The organism is Alteraurantiacibacter aquimixticola, from assembly GCF_004965515.1.
GTDB classification, from domain to species: domain Bacteria; phylum Pseudomonadota; class Alphaproteobacteria; order Sphingomonadales; family Sphingomonadaceae; genus Alteraurantiacibacter; species Alteraurantiacibacter aquimixticola.
This window is the reverse complement of record NZ_SSHH01000004.1, coordinates 89301-105492: the sequence shown is the minus strand read 5'-3', so window position 1 is coordinate 105492 and position 16192 is coordinate 89301. Positions and strand designations below refer to the sequence as shown.

Sequence of the window (16192 nt, the reverse complement as noted above, 5' to 3'; positions counted from 1 at the left end):
TTGGTCCGATTCACTATGGGTTGTGGCACGGTTGCAGGGGGCACACACAAGACCTAGATTTGAGTAGTATGGCGCAGGGCACTGGATGCGGGCGCTTTTACTCCGATCGGGCGGGCCTTTTTTGCCGTGGCTGTGTGCTGGTGGGGGATAAGTTTTTCCCTGCCGACGCATGGAATTGAGTAGGTTGGCGCATCGCCTGCCGATTCGAACACATGCGGAACATCGGGATCGTTCGGCCAAGGGGCCGGACAGTTGGACGCTAGATCGGGGACGGGCGCGAAATGGAATTCAGGAATACGGACGAAGCGGCAATGGGTCTGGAAGAAAACATGGTTGCGGACGCTCCCGAAAAGAAGGCGGCGAAGGCCCGGACCGAAAAGCCAGGGACCGAAAAGGCAGTGGGTATGGAAAAGAAGGACGCAGGCAGTGAGGACCTGGTGAGTGAAGCCGCCGCCGAAGCGCTGGCGGAAGCGGCCAAGGCTGCCGCTGCGCCGCAAAGCGATTCCAAGAAGGTCAACCCGCGCCGATTCGACATTACAACCGATCCGGCGCGCGATGCGAACCTGACCGCTTTCGGCAAGGAAACGCTGACCGATCGCTATTTGCTGCCGAATGAGAGCTACCAGGACCTCTTCGCCCGCGTGGCCGATGCCTATGCGGACGATCAGGAGCATGCGCAGCGCCTGTACGACTATATCTCCAACCTGTGGTTCATGCCGGCAACGCCCGTCCTCTCGAATGGCGGCACCGGGCGCGGCCTGCCGATCAGTTGCTACCTGAACTCGGTGTCCGACAGCCTCGACGGCATTGTCGGCACCTGGAACGAGAATGTGTGGCTCGCTTCCAAGGGCGGCGGCATCGGCACCTATTGGGGCAATGTGCGCGGCATTGGCGAGCCGGTGGGCCTCAACGGCAAGACCAGCGGCATCATTCCCTTCGTGCGCGTGATGGACAGCCTGACGCTGGCGATTTCGCAAGGCTCGCTGCGCCGCGGCTCGGCCGCCTGCTACATCGACATCCACCATCCGGAGATCGAGGAATTCCTCGAGATCCGCAAGCCCAGCGGCGACTTCAACCGCAAGGCGCTGAACCTGCATCACGGCGTGCTGGTGACCGACGAGTTCATGGAAGCGGTGCGCGCGGGCGGGGAGTTCGAGCTCAAGTCGCCCAAGGACGGTAGTGTGCGCGGCAAGGTCAATGCCCGTTCGCTGTTCCAGAAGCTGGTCGAAACCCGTCTTGCCACGGGTGAGCCCTATATCGTCTTCTCCGACACGGTGAACCGGATGATGCCCAAGCATCACCGCGACCTGGGCCTCAAGGTCTCGACCTCGAACCTGTGCTCGGAAATCACCCTGCCGACCGGCATCGACCACCTCGGCAACGATCGCACGGCGGTGTGCTGTCTCTCCTCGCTCAACCTCGAAAAGTGGGATGAGTGGAATACGGACAAGCAGTTCATCGAGGATGTGATGCGCTTCCTCGACAACGTCCTGCAGGATTATATCGACCGCGCGCCGGACGAGATGGCCCGCGCCAAATATTCCGCCGCGCGCGAGCGTTCGGTCGGCATGGGCGTGATGGGCTTCCACTCCTTCCTGCAGTCGAAGAATATCGGCTTCGAAAGCCCGATGGCGAAGGTGTGGAACCTGAAGATGTTCAAGCACATCAACGCCAAGGCGAACGAGGCATCGATGATGCTCGCCAAGGAACGCGGGCCGTGTCCGGACGCCGAGGAAATGGGCGCGATGGAGCGCTTTTCCTGCAAGATGGCGATCGCGCCGACCGCGTCGATCAGCATCATCTGCGGCGGCACGTCGGCCTGTATCGAGCCGATCCCGGCCAATATCTATACGCACAAGACGCTGTCGGGCTCCTTCATCGTCAAGAACCCGTATCTGGAAAAGCTGCTCGACAAGAAGAGCAAGAATTCCACCAATGTGTGGAACTCGATCCTCGAAAAGGGCGGCTCGGTCCAGCATCTCGACTTCCTGACGGATGAGGAGAAGGCGACCTTCAAGACTAGCTTCGAGATCGACCAGCGCTGGCTGCTCGAATTCGCGGCCGATCGCGCGCCTTTCATCGACCAGGCGCAGTCGCTGAACCTGTTCATCCCGGCGGATGTCGACAAGTGGGACCTGATGATGCTGCACTTCCAGGCATGGGAGAAGGGTATCAAGTCGCTCTACTACCTGCGCTCCAAGTCCGTGCAGCGCGCCGGTTTCGCCGGCGGCGTGGAAGCGGACAATACGTCCGATGCGCAGAAGTTCGAACTGAGCGCAGGCGAAAGCACCGATTACGACGAGTGCCTGGCCTGCCAGTAGTAGGACCCTGCGCCATAACGTAAACACGCCGCAGATCGAAGACGGGCAAGGTGATAAAAACCTTGCCCGTTTTTCGTCTGTGAGATCAGATTTTCGTAAACCTGTGTCGAGGTTCGTTGCGATGTTATGCGGACCATGACATGTTCAGCGCCGATCCCGCCGTAACGGAGGGGCAGCAGGATGCCGCCAACGCCAATGCGCCGCGCCCGCAATCGACAATGGTGCCGGCGCCCAGCGCCCCCGCGACCACTGCCGCAGATCTCGAAGACTTCTATGCCAGCGAGGATGACGGCGAATTCCAAGGCGTCTTCGTCGAGGGCCAGCGCTCTGAAAATCGCCGCCTGCAGGATCAGTACTGAGGTCTCGCGCTAGCCGTATTGACCCAATAATACACCTCCGCTACCTTCCAATCATGAGCCAGGAAGCGTCCCACCAAGGTTCGAAGTTTGCACGTGCAGCGCTGGCCGGTGCTCTCGTCCTGCTGCTCTCCGCCTGCGCCAGCCAGATCGATGCGGGCGTGGCGCATGGAGAGGACGTGCCCGGCTTCTGGTGGGGCCTGTGGCACGGCTTCATCTTCCCCTGGGCCTGGATCGGATCACTGTTCGATAGCGACATCGCCGTTTATGCCGTGCCCAATGAAGGCGGCTGGTACGATTTCGGCTTCTTCCTCGGCATCACCGTGCTCGGTGGCGGCAGCTTCTTCGGGTCTAAAAAGGCGAAGGACTAGGGCTCAAGCGCCCATCGCGTTCCAGTACCAGACGTAGAACACCGTCCAGCAAAGGGCGAATACCGCCCAGAAAATCCGCTCGCCCAGCTTTGCGCGTAGCAGCGGACCCGCTGCGCCCGCCACCATGGCCACGGCAAGGAAACGCGGCAACCGCGCGGAGATCGACGCGGCGGCGAAGAAGGCGAGGCTGCTGCCCTTCACAGCTGCGGCATGGGCATAGAGCTTGTAGGGCACGCCGGAGAAGGAGCCTTTGGTCATGCCCATCACGCCTTCGCTGCGCCATTGTTCGGCGGCGGCCTCATACAGCTCGCGGTCGATCCCCGGCAGGGCGAGCATGGCTGCAAGGCTCCCCTGCGGATCGCTCTCCGCCCACAGATAGGTAACGACCCCGCCGATACCCGCGAAGACGGTAGCGAGTGCCGCCGCCTGCAGCGCGCGGTAACGGCCGAAGCGTGCGCCCAGTATCATGATCGGCACATCGGCCACCACGAAGAACAGCACTGCCTCCGCCAGCGCCCATATGGCGACGAGCGCGAACAGCGCGCCCATGTTAGGCGCCGAAGAAGTAGTTGGTGAGGTGGAAGAAAACGGGCGCCGCGAAGCTGACTGAGTCCATCCGGTCCATCGCCCCGCCATGCCCCTCGATCATCGTGCCCCAGTCCTTTGCGCCCAGCGAGCGCTTGACTGCCGAAAGCACCAGCCCGCCGACAAAGCCCGCCACCACGATGGCAAGCGCCATCAAAGCCGCCTGCCAGGGTGCGAAAGGCGTGATCCACCACAGGCCAGCGCCGACGGCCGAGGCGGTAAGGCCTCCGCCGACAAGCCCTTCCCAGGTCTTGGCTGGGCTGACGCGCGGCGCGACCTTGCGGCGGCCGAAGATCTTGCCGAACACATATTGCAACACGTCGGACAGCTGGACCACGGTGATGAGGAAGAACAGCAGCAGGAAGTTCTCCTCGAAACCCGGAATGTCGAGGATCAGCAGAGCGGGCGCATGGCTGATGCAGAACACGGTCAGCATCAGCGCCCACTGGATGCGTGCGTTGCGCTGGAGGAAGTCCTCGGTCTCCCCCTTCAGTACGGACATGACCGGCAGCCAGAGGAAGGCCCAGACCGGGATCGCGATGGCGAAAAGCGTGCGCCATTCCACCGCGATCAGCCAGTATTGCAGCGGGATGAAGATGTAGAAGGCCCAGACGATCGCCGCATGGTCCTCCGCCCGCCCCGGCGAGATCGAGAGGAATTCGCGCAGGCAATAGAAACTGACCAATGCGAACAGCACGACGGTCACGATCTTGCCGAAGGCGAAGGCGACCGCGAAGATCGCGATCATCAGCCACCATGCCTTGATCCGGGCATTGAGATTGTCGACCGTCGCGCGGCCGCTTTCGCTCGTCACCCGGCGGGAGAGGATGAAGCCGACGGTGGAGGCGAACAGCAGGATCGCCACCACGCCGCCGAACAGCAGGATCATCGTGTCGCTCATGCTTGCATCTCCCCTGAAAGTCCGGCCACCGCCTTGCGCGCCCGTTCGAGGAACGCGCCCTTGTCCTCATCCTCCGCCAGCGCGAGCGGCGTGCCGAAATTGGCGACACAGTTGATCGGCGCGGGCACCACCGCTCCCTTGGGATAGGCGCGCGCAAGGTTGGCGAGATAGACCGGCACCAGTTGCGCTTGCGGGTAATCGCGGGCGAGGTGGTGGAGGCCGGACTTGAACGTTCCGGGCAGCACTTCCTTGCCGCGTGTGCCTTCGGGAAAGATGATCAGGCTCTCCCCCTTGTCCAGCACATCGCGCAAGGGCGCGAGCGGATCGCGGCTGCCGGCACGCTCCACCAGCACGGCATTGAGCACGTCCAAGGCGATAAAGCGGGTGAAGGCATTGCGCCCCCAGTAATCGGCCGCCGCGACCGGGTGGGTCTTGCGCCGCAGCGTCGGCGGCAGGCAGGCCCACAATATGATCGTGTCGAGATGGCTCGCATGATTGGCGAAATAGATCCGCTGCTCCTGGTCCGGCCCGCAGCCGATCCAGCGGGCATTGCCGCCAACAAGGAAGCGGGTGAGCGCGAAGATGATTTCGCGCACGAGGCTTGCGATCATTGCCCGGCGTCTTTCAGCAGGCCCGCGATCCGCAAGCTCCGCACCGCGCAGGTCACAGCCGCACCCACGGCGATGATCCACAGCGCGATCTCCACCGCAAACCCGTCACCCATCGCCAGCGCGCCGAGCGCGCCCACGGTCAGCACGAACATGCGGTGCTGCTTCGCCATCGGCCCGACGAAATCCTGCGCGAAACCCAGCGCGCCGCCAGTGGCGCGGATATAGGCGGTGCCGAAGGCCAGGATCGTGGCGCCATAGCCAAGCTCCGCCATGCCGCAGCCATAGCCCGCGCCGATCAGCAGCAGCGCGTCCTCCGCGCGGTCGGGCAGTTCGTTGAACAAGGGGCCGGTGGCGCTCTTCTTCCCGCCCTCGACCGCGACCAGCCCGTCCAGCATATTGGCGAGCAGGCGCAGCTGGATCGCCACCGCGCCGCCAAGCCATAACAGCGGCGCGCTCTCCGCCTGCACGAAGGCCCATGCGCCCGCCGCGGCAAACAGGATGCCGATCGTCGAGATCGCATTGGGCGTCAGCCCGCTGCGCCCCAGCCCGCGCGCCAGCGCTTGTGCCCACCCGGCCTGCCGCGTCTTCAGCGGGCGGCGGTTTTCCATCTTGTCCAAGCGCGTGATCCCCTTTTCCTCCGGTCCCGCCAGCTTGAGGCAATGGCGCGGGATTGGGCAAGATTTTCCGCCAGAAGGGTTCCGTTTTCGTTGATGGCACCGGTAAAAATTGACGCCTGAGAAACCAGTTTCCAGTAGCGAATCATTAACTACACCCGGCGTATGGCTCTGCCTTATGAGCAGGGGTGCAAAGAGGTTTCCCACCCATCACGGGTATGGCGATGTTCGCGTGTCGCGCTATTTCGCGCTGTATATGGCACAGGCGGGATGGCTCGGCCTCGGCCTGTATCTCTATTTCGGCGCCTTCTGGCCCTCCACCTGCACGCCGGAAAACGTGCTGGAGGTCTATGGCTGCTCGATGATGCTGCCCGAAAGCGGCGGCTGGCGCGAGGCGAGCCTGCTGACCTGGCTGTGGGCCACGCCCATCCTGATCCTGCTGGAAATCTCGCGCCGCTTCTCCAAGGGTGACGACTAAGGGCTACGGACCTTCGGCCGGGGCAGCCCGCCCGCGCCCTCCGTTCGACTCACGCCAGCCACGCTTCACCGGGTGATTTATCCCCGCTTGAATCGGCCCGCTTGCCTTCGAATTCGCATGATGGTTCCCTATATAGGTCATTCGCGATTCATGCCGGAGGTACCAGATGTCGTTGCTCGAAGCCCGCAAGACCTACAAGCCCTTTGAATATCCCTGGGCCTATGAGTTCTGGAAGCGGCAGCAGCAGGTCCACTGGATGCCCGAGGAAGTGCCTTTGGGCGAGGATTGCCGCGACTGGGCGCAGAACCTCACCGATCATGAGCGCAATTTGCTCACCCAGATCTTCCGCTTCTTCACGCAAGCCGATGTCGAGGTGCAGGATTGCTATCATGAGAAATACGGCCGCGTCTTCAAGCCGACCGAGGTGAAGATGATGCTGGCGGCGTTCAGCAATATGGAGACGATCCATATTGCCGCATACTCGCACCTGCTCGACACGATCGGCATGCCCGAAAGCGAATACGGCATGTTCCTCGAATATGAGGAAATGAAGGACAAGCACGACTACCTGCAGGAATTCGGCGTCGACAATGACGAGGACATTGCCCGCACGCTGGCCATGTTCGGCGGCTTTACCGAAGGGCTGCAGCTCTTCGCCAGCTTCGCCATGCTGATGAACTTCCCGCGCTTCAACAAGATGAAGGGCATGGGGCAGATCGTGTCATGGTCCGTGCGCGATGAAAGCCTGCATTGCGAAGGCATCACCCGCCTGTTCCACGCCTTCTGTGCTGAGAGGGACTGCCTCACCAAGGCGGTGAAGGAAGACATCATGGATATGTGCCAGAAGACGGTGCGCCTGGAAGATGCCTTCATCGATCTCGCCTTCGAACAGGGCCCCGTGCCCGGCATGACGGCGAAGGAAATCAAGCGCTACATCCGCTATATCGCCGACTGGCGCCTGTCGCAGCTGGGCCTGCCGGCGATCTACATGATCGACGACCACCCGCTGCCCTGGCTCGCCCCGCTGCTGAACGGCGTGGAGCACGCCAACTTCTTCGAAACCCGCGCCACCGAATATTCCAAGGGCGCCACCAAGGGTAACTGGCAGGACGTCTGGTCGAGCTTTGACAGCCGCCAGAAGGCCAAGGCCGCGAACGAGGAAGAAGTGGTGGACGAGGGCCCGGACATGTTCGGCGAGGGTGGAGCTACCGAAGCGGCGGAGTAGCCGGTCGCTCGTCTGACGCGATGGATCTTCTTGCGATCTTCGACTCCGCAGTTGCGCCGCTTCCGGAAGGACCTTTCACTCCGGGGTTGAAAGCTATTCGCCGTCATATCGTCGCAGCAATTCGCCACTTCGAGCGCGAAGACGACGGCGAACAGGATAGCTTCACTGACGCCATCTATCGCTGCAATCAAGCGTATGAAGGCGGGCTAAAAGAGGCGTATCGCGTATTGGCGGATGAGGATCCCGCTCGCCTCACGCCTCACCAGATTGAGAGCTATTTGGAAGAAAAGAAGCTCTTGCGACCTCGAGTGCTCAAGCAGCTCACTAGATACAGAGAGGATTATCGGAATCCGAGTACCCACGACTACCGCTTGGATTTCGACGAAGACGAAGCGATTTTGGCCATCGTAGCCGTTTGCGCGTTCGCCCGCACTTTGATAAATCAAATCTCTGGTAAACTAGCCTACAACGCTGGCGCTGCAATACTTTCTGAAGGGCTGCTAAAATCATTTAAAAGCGAAGAAGACATGGCGGAAGAGGTCGCATCTCTCATTTCTCGGTCAATGCTCCAGGCACCTTCTTATCTTGATGGGGTTATTGATTTTGATTTATTTATTGATGGTGTGTTAAATTCAAATGGATTCGCTACAAAGCCTCGCTTTCCTTTTGACGAGCATTTCGACGAGGATGACCTGCCTTGGTCAAATGCCGCCTTGCACGGCGGGAAATGCGTTCCTGTAGAGGTACGCATTTTACCCTTAGCAAGTCTGTCAACTTCTCTAGCATGGCTTCGGGAAAAAATGCCCGAACGTAATGTTCGAGACGTTGTAATGTTCGTTGGTGGTCGCAAGAAATCGGAATCCTATGAAACGCGGACCAATGAGATATTAAAAGGTTACCGGATTCACTTAGTATTCCCTGCGCAGCATTCGCCTAGCGATATTGGTGAAGAGGAAATCGATATTTACAATTCCCTCGTGCAAGAGCGGGGCGCATAGCTATTAAGATATTGAGCGCTTGGGTGGTAATATCTGCGCTACACCTCGATTGCGCTCGACCCCTCAATCAAACGGATCCGGCGGCGGCGTCTCGCTCGGAGGCCCTGACGGGTCGGGCTCGATAAAGGGCGGCGTTTCGGGCGGCCCCGGGTCGGGGGTGAGCGGTTCCGGCGGGACGGGCGTTTCGGGCGGCAGGTCGGGCGCCGGCGTCTCCGGAGGGCTCGGCGGGGGTGTCGGGGTCGGCTCGTCCTGGCTCATGGCTCTGCTCCTTTTGGGGCTCCCTTGGCGATGGCTTGCGGCGATGGACTCGCTTGCGCGGCCATCCACGCTGCACTCACCTTAGCCTGAACCTGCATCGCGGCATTGACGTTCCGCAAATACACTGGCGCCTGCGCACCGCCACAAAAGGAAACGGCGGATCCCTTGGGGGGATCCGCCGTCCATGCGACCTTTCGCGCGCAAGTGTTTGAGGAGTCCGCGCGCTCAGGCTCTCTTATTCCGTCACCTCACCCATCGAGCCCTGCGGGATCGAGCGGGTCGAGGATCGTGGCCTGTGTATCCTCCTCTTCCCAGTCTTCATCCGCCGGGTCAAGCGGCTCGGGCGCAGGTTCCCCGTCGGGCGGGGCGGGCATGTCGGGTTCCGCGGTGGGCGGTGCTTCGGGGGGCGGCGGGGGCAGCGGCTCGTCCGGCGCCGGGGCCTCCGGCGGTTCGGGCGGCGGCGGTATGTCCTGCGCCATGGCGGCGCTGGCGCTCATGCCCAGCACGGCGATTGAAATGGCAAGAGTGGCAGCAATTGTCTTCACGGGATCTTCCTTCGTCCGGTTCGATCCCCCCGTTAACCATGATAGGGCCATGCAAACCGGCAGCTTGGCACCCCCCAAAGCGACCATGCGGTTTTTCCGCGCGACCAAAGCGCTTCGTTTATCTGGCGTTCATCTGCCAGCTGCGGCGAACCGTTGAAACGCCTCGTTTCGCCGCGACTCAGGCTTGATACGGGTCAATGCGCGCTAACCTTCATCGGGGGCATTGATGCAGATGAGGAAAGGAGACGGACGATGCAGGAAACCACTATTGAAGATCGCAAGAAGGAGCTGCGCAGCCTTCTCGACCAGATCGAGGCGCATCCGGAGAAAGCCTTTACCGAGGAGCGCAAGCGCGTCGCAGTATTGCAGAACATGCTCGCCGCGCATGAGAAGGCGCAGGGTTAGGGGGCACCCGCGCAAACCCGTGTTGCCGCTTGGTCGCAAGGCGATAAGCTGCGCGGCGAGAGGCGAATCATCGCCGATTCACCAGCTGGAGGACATTTCGATCATGAACACCATCACCAAGCCGCTGCTGCGCGCCGCCCTGCTGGGCTCCGCCGCGCTTACCCTCGCCGCCTGCCAGGCGGAGGAGCCGGAATTCGAAGTCGACGCGACCGACGAAAGCGGCGGCGAACTGATCGCGGTGCCCGAAGGCGAGGGCGTGCAGGTGGACCTGCCCGAAACCGAAATGACGCCGGTTGTTGAAGGCGCTGCGGCCGAAGACGCGATGGCCGAGGAAGCTCCGGCCGAATAAGCTACTCGCGGGTCAACCGCACCAATCGGGCCGCGCGGAGCTGCTATAGCGCTCTGCGTGGCCCTTTTGCATGAGGGTGCGGGCAAGATCCTCGCGATTGCCGTCCGCATCCTCGCGCCACAAGGTCTGCAGTTCGCGCCCATACTGGTCGCGCGGGACGCTGTTCATCGGGAGCATGAAGAAGGGCCCCTCATTGAGCCAGTCGGCCAGCGCCTGGGTGGAGATGCGCGCCTTGGCGGTCTCTGCCGCGCATCGCCCTTCGCGTTCGGGGGCGTCGATCCCCTCGATCCGTATGCGGCGATTTCCGATGCGCAACGTGTCGCCATCGACCACGCAATTGCGGCTGTATCCGGGCGCGTCGCATAGCGGGAAAGGCGCGGAGACCTCCTCGCCCGCCTCCATCGGCAAGCCGATCGCCACGCGGGTGGCGGGATCGTTCCACGCCTGCCACGCGATCAGGATCAGCGCGAGCGGGACGAGGTAGCGCAAGGGCCGCAGCCAGCGCTGCCTGCGCCGGCGGCGATATGCCGGACCTCGGTCGAAACGGGGGGTGCGGGCCATGTCCTGTCCCTGCCTGACGCGGGCCTGTGCGGCAAGCGCGCGCAAAAAATCGCCCCGACCCTTGAAAGCGATTTGCTGGTGCCTAGCTTTGTAATTGCGGACCGGGCCCCTCTGGCGGGCGTTGTTTGACGACGCTCGTGATGTCGGACCGCATCGGACAGCCGATGCGCTCCTGACCCCGGGTTCCCCATTCTCCGGAACAGCGCGGCGCAAAACCTGCCCGATCACCCTCAAGACTCTCGCAAGGAGACCAAGGATGACGGCCCGTTTGTATCGTTTGAACGAGATGCACCAGCGCATCGATTCCCGCCTGCGCGCGGCGCTGCAGCGCGCAAATGCGGACCCGCTGGAACTCACCCGGCTGACCGCGATGAAGCGGAGGGTGAAAGAGCTGATCCACAAGCTGTCGCCACGGCCCGTAGCGGGCTGAGCCGGCCAAGCCGCTTTTCGCGCCTTCATTCCCCGCCCGGCACGGCTGACGAGGATCCCTCCATGATTGCCCAGATCGCTCCCATGCTGCGCGACTTCCTGCGCCAGGAAAGCGCGGGCGGCATCGTGCTGATGGTCGCCGCGGCGGTCGCGCTCGCCATCGCCAACAGCCCCTTCGCCACCGCCTATTTCGACGTCCTGCAAGTCCCCGCCATCGCCGGGATCGGCGCGCTGGTGATCGAAAAGCCGCTGCTGCTGTGGATCAATGACGGGCTAATGGCGGTGTTCTTCTTCCTCGTCGGGCTGGAGGTGAAGCGAGAGGCGCTGGCTGGCCAGCTCGACAGCTGGGACAAGGCCGCGCTCCCGCTCTATGCGGCGATCGGCGGCATGGCGCTGCCCGCGCTGGTGTTCCTCGCCATCAATAGCGGTAGTCCCGAAAACCTTTCCGGCTGGGCGATCCCGGCGGCGACCGACATCGCCTTCGCCCTCGGTATCCTTTCGCTGCTCGGCCCGCGCGTGCCGGTGGCGCTGAAGGCGCTGCTGCTGGCGATCGCGGTGATCGACGATATCGGCGCGATCGCGATCATCGCGCTGTTCTATACCGCCGAGACCGACCTTGCGATGCTGGCAGGCGCGGCGGTGACGCTGGCGGTGCTGGCGGCGGTCGGCCGGGCGCGCGTCGTTTCCTCCATCCCCTATGTCCTGCTCGCCATCGTACTCTGGGTCTTCGTGTTGAAGAGCGGCGTCCATGCGACGCTGGCAGGAGTTGCCGCCGCTATGTGCGTGCCGCTGCAGGCGAAGGAGGAGAGCCCGCTGGAACGGATAGAGCATGCGCTGCTGCCCTGGGTGGCCTTTCTCGTCATCCCGATTTTCGGCTTTGCCAATGCCGGCGTGTCGCTTTCCGGTGTGGAGCTGGGCGACCTCGTCGCGCCGCTGCCGCTGGGCATCGCGCTCGGCCTGATTGTAGGCAAGCAGTTGGGCATTTTCGGCTTTGCCTGGGCGGCGGTGAAGCTGGGGCTGGCGCAGTTGCCCGAAGGTATCGGCTGGCGCGAGCTCCACGCCCTCTCCCTGCTCGCCGCCATCGGTTTCACCATGAGCCTGTTCATCGGCAACCTTGCCTTCGACCCCGCGATGATCGATGCGGTCAAGATCGGCGTTCTCAGCGGATCGCTGGTCGCGGCGCTGGCGGGTTACCTGCTGCTTGCACGCACATTGCCGCCGGAGCCTTCGCACGGCGAGAGCGATGCTGTCGAAGGTCCGACGCGCACCCTTTCGGCGACCGGCGAAATTCCATAGGCTCGCCCGCTCTGGCGGTCGAGCAAGTCATCGAGCATCCGCAATTGAGGAGTATGTAATGAAGACTGTTTTCCTGACTGTGTCTGCCCTGGCGCTTGCGGCCTCTCCCGCAATCGCTGCCGAGGAGTGGGAATATGAAGGCCCGCGCGGCGCCGATCGCTGGGGCCAGCTGCACCCCGATTTCGAGATGTGCGAACGCGGGATCATGCAATCGCCGATCGAGCTCGGCCAAGGCAATGCCACCGGCGATATCGAGCTGGATGTGAACTGGAGCGCCGGTCCGCTGACCATGCTCAACAATGGCCACACGGTGCAGGCGAATTTCGCGCCCGGTTCCTCGATCACCAGCGGCGGCACGGTCTTCAACCTGGTGCAGGTGCACTTCCACACGCCGTCCGAGCACACACTCAACGGTGAGCACTTCCCGATGGTGGCGCATTTCGTCCATGCCAGCGATGCGGGCGAACTGGCGGTGGTCGGTGTGATGTATGAAGCCGGTGACGCTCATGCGGAGATGCAGAAGCTGGTCGATGCCGCCCCTGCCGAAACGCAAGAGGCGACGGCGGTGGAAGGCGTGACGCTTGACCCCAACATGCTGTTGCCCGAGGACATGGCGATCTATCGCTACATGGGATCGCTCACCACGCCGCCTTGCAGCGAGGGCGTGAACTGGCACGTGGTGGCGCAGCCGGTCGAGGTCAGCCAGACGCAGCTCGATGCGATGGAAGCCATCATGGGCATGAACGCCCGCCCGGTGCAGCTGCTCAACGGACGCCTGCTGGTGGCGCCGGAATAACGGGAAATTGGTGGATGGGGGCGGTCAGTCGCCGCCGCTCCCATCCTTCAGCTGGCGGATCTGGGCGAACTCGCCGCGCAACACTGCGAACTTGTCGCGGTCATCGGGTGAGAGGCCGCTTTCGTCCACCATGTTCATCAGCACTTCGACCACGTCGCCCAGATGGCCCAGCTGGCGGCCATAGGAGCCGACCTGTTCGAGGATTTCGCGCTCTAGCTCCTCGTCCCCGCTATGGCCGAGGTCGATATTGAACAGCGAGATCGAATTGCCGGTGAAGAATAGCGGGTTGATCATCTGCCACAGCTTCTCGGGCGCCAGCGCGACATCGCCATAGCGCACGGTCAGCGCCGTTCTGTCGGGTGATGCATCGGTCATCACGGCCCTCCGAGTCATGGAGCGGGAGCGCGCATGATACACCATGTTGCAGTGCGGCAAAAGCGCTGCGCTCAGCTGCGCAGGATCTTCTCCATCGCCTTGCCGCGCGCCAGCTCGTCGACCATTTTGTCGAGGATGCGGATCTCGCGCATGAGGTCTTCCTCCACCTCCTCCACCCGCACGCCGCAGACGACGCCGGTCACCTTGTCGCGATCGGGATTGAGCGCGGGGGCTTCGGCGAAGAAGGCGGTGAAGTCGCGCTTGTCCTCCAGCACTTTGGCCAGACCCGCTGCATCATAGCCGGTGAGCCAGGCGATGATCGCGTCGAGCTCTTCCTTCGTGCGGCCCTTCTTCTCCGCCTTGGCGACATAGTGCGGATAGACGCTGGCGAAGCTCATCGCATAGATGCGGTGTCCGGCCATGGCGGTCAGTCCTTGCCCGGCCCATAATCGGGGATCGGCTTGAGCAGGCCGAATTCCTCGTCCAGCGGTTCGTGCCCCAAATCCGGCCAGTCAATCTCCTCTTGCGCAATACTCGTATCGGGCAGACGGTCCAGGAGGTTGCGGATCAGGGTCAGGCGGCCCTGCTTCTGGTCGTTGTAATCTACCACGGTCCAGGGTGCGTGATCGGTATGGGTGGCCTTGAACATCGCCTCTCGCGCGGCGGAATATTCGGCGAAGCGGGTGCGCGCCTTGATATCGATGGGGGAGAGCTTCCAGCGCTTGAGCGGGTCATCCAGCCTTTCGGCAAAGCGCTCCTCCTGATGTTCCTGGTCGCAGCTCAGCCAGTATTTGAACAGGCGGATGCCGTCATCGACCAGCAGCTTCTCGAAAGTCGGCACATCGCGCAGGAAGGCTTCGACCTGTTCGTTGGTGGCAAAGCCCATGACCTTTTCCACCCCGCCGCGATTGTACCAGCTGCGGTCGAACAGCACGATTTCGCCAGCGGCTGGAAGGTGCGGGACATAGCGCTGGAAATACCACTGCGTGCGCTCGGTTTCCGTCGGCTTGGGCAGGGCGACGACGCGCAACTGGCGCGGATTGATGCGCTGGCTGATCGCCTTGATGGTGCCGCCCTTGCCCGCCGTGTCGCGCCCTTCGAGGAGCACGCAGATCCGCTCTCCCGTCGCCCGCGCCCAATGGGCCATTGCGACCAGTTCATGTTCCAGCGGTTCGAGCGCTGCTTCATATGCCTTGCGTTTCATGGGGCGCGAGCATTCCCGCGCGCGAGGGATTTGGCAAGCCTCAGGCTGCGCACCAGTCTCCGCGCCGCCCCTGCCATTCTTCTGCCAGCCCCTCGGCCACCAGCGCCGCGCCCAGGCTCGCGCCCTCGCGGGTGACGCGGCGCAGCAGCCGGCCATAGCGGTCGGTATCGCGGCCCTCGCTCTCCAGCGTGAAGGGGCCTTCATTGAGCAGCACGATCAGCCGCTCGGTCGCCCGGCGGCCCAAAGCCGCCTCGCGATCGCAGGAGGGGCGCGAGGTTTCGGGGGTGTTGATGTCAATCAGGCGGATCTTGTCGCCGCGATACCAGATGGTGTCGCCATCGACCACGCAGGTCACGCGGTTGCTTCCGTGGCACAAGGCGAAGTTGCCCCGCTCCAGATCCCGTGCGGAAACATGTTGGGGCACGCATGCAAACAGGATCAGGAGCAGGGCTGTACGGAACATGCCCCAAGACTATTGGCGGGCGATGCGCGGCATCATCCGGGCGAACACCTAATCGGGGCAGGGATGCATCCGCATTCCCTCCGCATCGGAGCAATACAGCTCGCTCTATGCAGTGCGCACCAAAGCCTCTATTGCGCGGCCCACTATGACCGACACACGCGACAAACAGATGCTGGCCAAGGCCGAAACGCTGATCGAGGCCCTGCCCTATTTCCAGCGCTATGCCGGGCGCAGTTTCGTGGTGAAATATGGCGGCCATGCCATGGGCGATCCCGAGGCGGCGCAGGATTTCGCCGAGGATATCGTGCTGCTGAAGGCGGTCGGCATCAACCCGGTGGTGGTGCATGGCGGCGGCCCGCAGATCGGCGCCATGCTGAAAAAGCTGGGCGTCGAATCGCAATTCGTCGACGGGCTGCGCGTCACCGACAAGGAGACGGCGAGCGTTGCCGAAATGGTCCTGTCGGGCGCGATCAACAAGGAACTGGTCGGCTGGATCAACCAGGCGGGCGGCAAGGCGATCGGCCTGTCGGGCAAGGACGGCAAGATGGTCCGCGCCGAAAAGGTCACCCGCACGGTGAAGGATCCGGACAGCCAGATCGAACAGGCGGTGGACTTGGGCTTTGTGGGCGAGCCGAAGGATGTCGACATCACCGTGCTCAAGACCGTCAGCGATGCCGGCATGATCCCGATCATCGCCCCCATCGCCACTGATGGGCACGGCCATACCTACAATATCAATGCCGATACCATGGCGGGCGCGATCGCATCCGCCCTGGGCGCGGCGCGGCTGTTCCTGCTGACCGACGTGACCGGCGTGCTCGACAAGGAAGGCAAGCTGCTCACCGACCTCAAGCCCGCCGATATCGCGAAGCTCAAGGAGAACGGCACGATCAGCGGCGGGATGATCCCCAAGCTGGAGACCTGCGTCCACGCGGTCGAAGGCGGGTGCGAGGCGGCCGTGGTGCTCGACGGGCGCGTGCCGCATGCCATGCTGCTCGAATTCTTCACCAGCCGCGGTGCAGGTACGCTGGTTTCCGCTTGAGTACGCTGC

General features: G+C 62.8%; 22 protein-coding genes. 12 read left to right on the top strand and 10 right to left on the bottom strand.

The window, feature by feature from the left end:
• The first annotated feature begins 329 nt into the window (after positions 1-329).
• The 3 genes from E5222_RS14170 to E5222_RS14160 all read left to right on the top strand — a co-directional run bounded on the left by E5222_RS14170 (position 330) and on the right by E5222_RS14160 (position 3048).
• Positions 330-2321, top strand: a complete 1992-nt coding sequence (locus E5222_RS14170; RefSeq protein WP_425456276.1) for a ribonucleoside-diphosphate reductase subunit alpha — start codon at positions 330-332, stop codon at positions 2319-2321.
• Positions 2322-2461: 140 nt separating this feature from the next.
• Positions 2462-2680 carry a hypothetical protein gene (locus tag E5222_RS14165; RefSeq protein WP_136694456.1) on the top strand — a complete coding sequence of 73 codons (219 nt, stop codon included), beginning with the start codon at positions 2462-2464 and terminating at the stop codon, positions 2678-2680.
• 53 nt (positions 2681-2733) lie between these two features.
• Positions 2734-3048, top strand: coding sequence for a hypothetical protein (locus E5222_RS14160; RefSeq protein ID WP_136694455.1), 315 nt, complete (start codon positions 2734-2736; stop codon positions 3046-3048).
• Positions 3049-3051: 3 nt separating this feature from the next.
• On the opposite strand, the gene E5222_RS14155 is transcribed toward E5222_RS14160, so the two are convergent.
• The 4 genes from E5222_RS14155 to E5222_RS14140 are packed head-to-tail and all read right to left on the bottom strand — an operon-like array spanning position 3052 to position 5762.
• Positions 3052-3597: a hypothetical protein gene (locus E5222_RS14155; protein WP_136694454.1), complete on the bottom strand. Its 546-nt coding sequence runs from the start codon at positions 3595-3597 to the stop codon at positions 3052-3054.
• Between the two features lies 1 nt (position 3598).
• A complete protein-coding gene (locus E5222_RS14150; RefSeq protein ID WP_136694453.1) occupies positions 3599-4534 on the bottom strand; it encodes a phosphatidate cytidylyltransferase in 936 nt (311 codons plus the stop codon).
• The gene (locus tag E5222_RS14145; protein WP_136694452.1) at positions 4531-5145 is read right to left on the bottom strand and encodes a lysophospholipid acyltransferase family protein; all 615 of its coding nucleotides are present in this window, start codon (positions 5143-5145) and stop codon (positions 4531-4533) included. Before E5222_RS14145 ends, E5222_RS14150 begins: the two co-directional genes overlap by 4 nt.
• Positions 5142-5762 carry a CDP-alcohol phosphatidyltransferase family protein gene (locus E5222_RS14140; RefSeq protein ID WP_211196165.1) on the bottom strand — a complete coding sequence of 207 codons (621 nt, stop codon included), beginning with the start codon at positions 5760-5762 and terminating at the stop codon, positions 5142-5144. The genes E5222_RS14145 and E5222_RS14140 overlap by 4 nt, the downstream gene beginning before the upstream one ends.
• Before the next feature lie 175 nt (positions 5763-5937).
• On the opposite strand from E5222_RS14140, the gene E5222_RS14135 reads away from it, so the two are divergent.
• The 3 genes from E5222_RS14135 to E5222_RS14125 all read left to right on the top strand — a co-directional run bounded on the left by E5222_RS14135 (position 5938) and on the right by E5222_RS14125 (position 8460).
• Positions 5938-6237, top strand: a complete 300-nt coding sequence (locus E5222_RS14135) for a hypothetical protein (RefSeq protein WP_136694451.1) — start codon at positions 5938-5940, stop codon at positions 6235-6237.
• 166 nt (positions 6238-6403) lie between these two features.
• A complete protein-coding gene (locus tag E5222_RS14130) occupies positions 6404-7462 on the top strand; it encodes a ribonucleotide-diphosphate reductase subunit beta (RefSeq protein ID WP_136694450.1) in 1059 nt (352 codons plus the stop codon).
• Positions 7463-7482: 20 nt separating this feature from the next.
• Positions 7483-8460, top strand: coding sequence for a hypothetical protein (locus E5222_RS14125; protein ID WP_136694449.1), 978 nt, complete (start codon positions 7483-7485; stop codon positions 8458-8460).
• A gap of 506 nt (positions 8461-8966) precedes the next feature.
• Here E5222_RS14125 and E5222_RS16625 read toward each other — a convergent pair.
• A complete protein-coding gene (locus E5222_RS16625; protein WP_169053612.1) occupies positions 8967-9263 on the bottom strand; it encodes a hypothetical protein in 297 nt (98 codons plus the stop codon).
• 252 nt (positions 9264-9515) lie between these two features.
• Between E5222_RS16625 and E5222_RS14115 the strand changes: the two genes are divergently transcribed.
• Together E5222_RS14115 and E5222_RS14110 are read left to right on the top strand one after the other, a co-directional pair.
• Positions 9516-9668: a M20 family metallopeptidase gene (locus E5222_RS14115; RefSeq protein ID WP_136694447.1), complete on the top strand. Its 153-nt coding sequence runs from the start codon at positions 9516-9518 to the stop codon at positions 9666-9668.
• 103 nt (positions 9669-9771) lie between these two features.
• The gene (locus E5222_RS14110) at positions 9772-10017 is read left to right on the top strand and encodes a hypothetical protein (protein WP_136694446.1); all 246 of its coding nucleotides are present in this window, start codon (positions 9772-9774) and stop codon (positions 10015-10017) included.
• A gap of 12 nt (positions 10018-10029) precedes the next feature.
• Here the strand turns inward: E5222_RS14110 and E5222_RS16620 are convergent, their stop codons facing one another.
• Positions 10030-10578: a thermonuclease family protein gene (locus E5222_RS16620; RefSeq protein WP_169053611.1), complete on the bottom strand. Its 549-nt coding sequence runs from the start codon at positions 10576-10578 to the stop codon at positions 10030-10032.
• 256 nt (positions 10579-10834) lie between these two features.
• Between E5222_RS16620 and E5222_RS16615 the strand changes: the two genes are divergently transcribed.
• From E5222_RS16615 to E5222_RS14095, 3 genes are all read left to right on the top strand, one after another.
• On the top strand, positions 10835-11008 hold the full coding sequence (locus E5222_RS16615) for a DUF465 domain-containing protein (RefSeq protein WP_169053610.1): 174 nt from the start codon (positions 10835-10837) through the stop codon (positions 11006-11008).
• 62 nt (positions 11009-11070) lie between these two features.
• Positions 11071-12303, top strand: coding sequence for a Na+/H+ antiporter NhaA (gene nhaA, locus E5222_RS14100; protein ID WP_136694444.1), 1233 nt, complete (start codon positions 11071-11073; stop codon positions 12301-12303).
• Positions 12304-12361: 58 nt separating this feature from the next.
• The gene (locus E5222_RS14095; RefSeq protein ID WP_169053609.1) at positions 12362-13099 is read left to right on the top strand and encodes a carbonic anhydrase; all 738 of its coding nucleotides are present in this window, start codon (positions 12362-12364) and stop codon (positions 13097-13099) included.
• 24 nt (positions 13100-13123) lie between these two features.
• Here E5222_RS14095 and E5222_RS14090 read toward each other — a convergent pair whose 3' ends face one another.
• From E5222_RS14090 to E5222_RS14075, 4 genes are all read right to left on the bottom strand, one after another.
• Entirely contained in the window at positions 13124-13474 is a 351-nt protein-coding gene (locus E5222_RS14090; protein WP_136694442.1) for a hypothetical protein, read from the bottom strand.
• Between the two features lie 71 nt (positions 13475-13545).
• Positions 13546-13896 carry a DUF2200 domain-containing protein gene (locus tag E5222_RS14085; protein WP_136694441.1) on the bottom strand — a complete coding sequence of 117 codons (351 nt, stop codon included), beginning with the start codon at positions 13894-13896 and terminating at the stop codon, positions 13546-13548.
• Between the two features lie 5 nt (positions 13897-13901).
• Complete coding sequence (gene ppk2 / locus E5222_RS14080) at positions 13902-14678, bottom strand: polyphosphate kinase 2 (RefSeq protein ID WP_136694440.1); 777 nt, start codon at positions 14676-14678, stop codon at positions 13902-13904.
• Positions 14679-14718: 40 nt separating this feature from the next.
• Complete coding sequence (locus tag E5222_RS14075) at positions 14719-15141, bottom strand: thermonuclease family protein (protein WP_136694439.1); 423 nt, start codon at positions 15139-15141, stop codon at positions 14719-14721.
• A gap of 145 nt (positions 15142-15286) precedes the next feature.
• Between E5222_RS14075 and argB the strand changes: the two genes are divergently transcribed.
• Entirely contained in the window at positions 15287-16183 is an 897-nt protein-coding gene (gene argB, locus E5222_RS14070) for an acetylglutamate kinase (protein WP_136694438.1), read from the top strand.
• Positions 16184-16192: the final 9 nt, after the last annotated feature.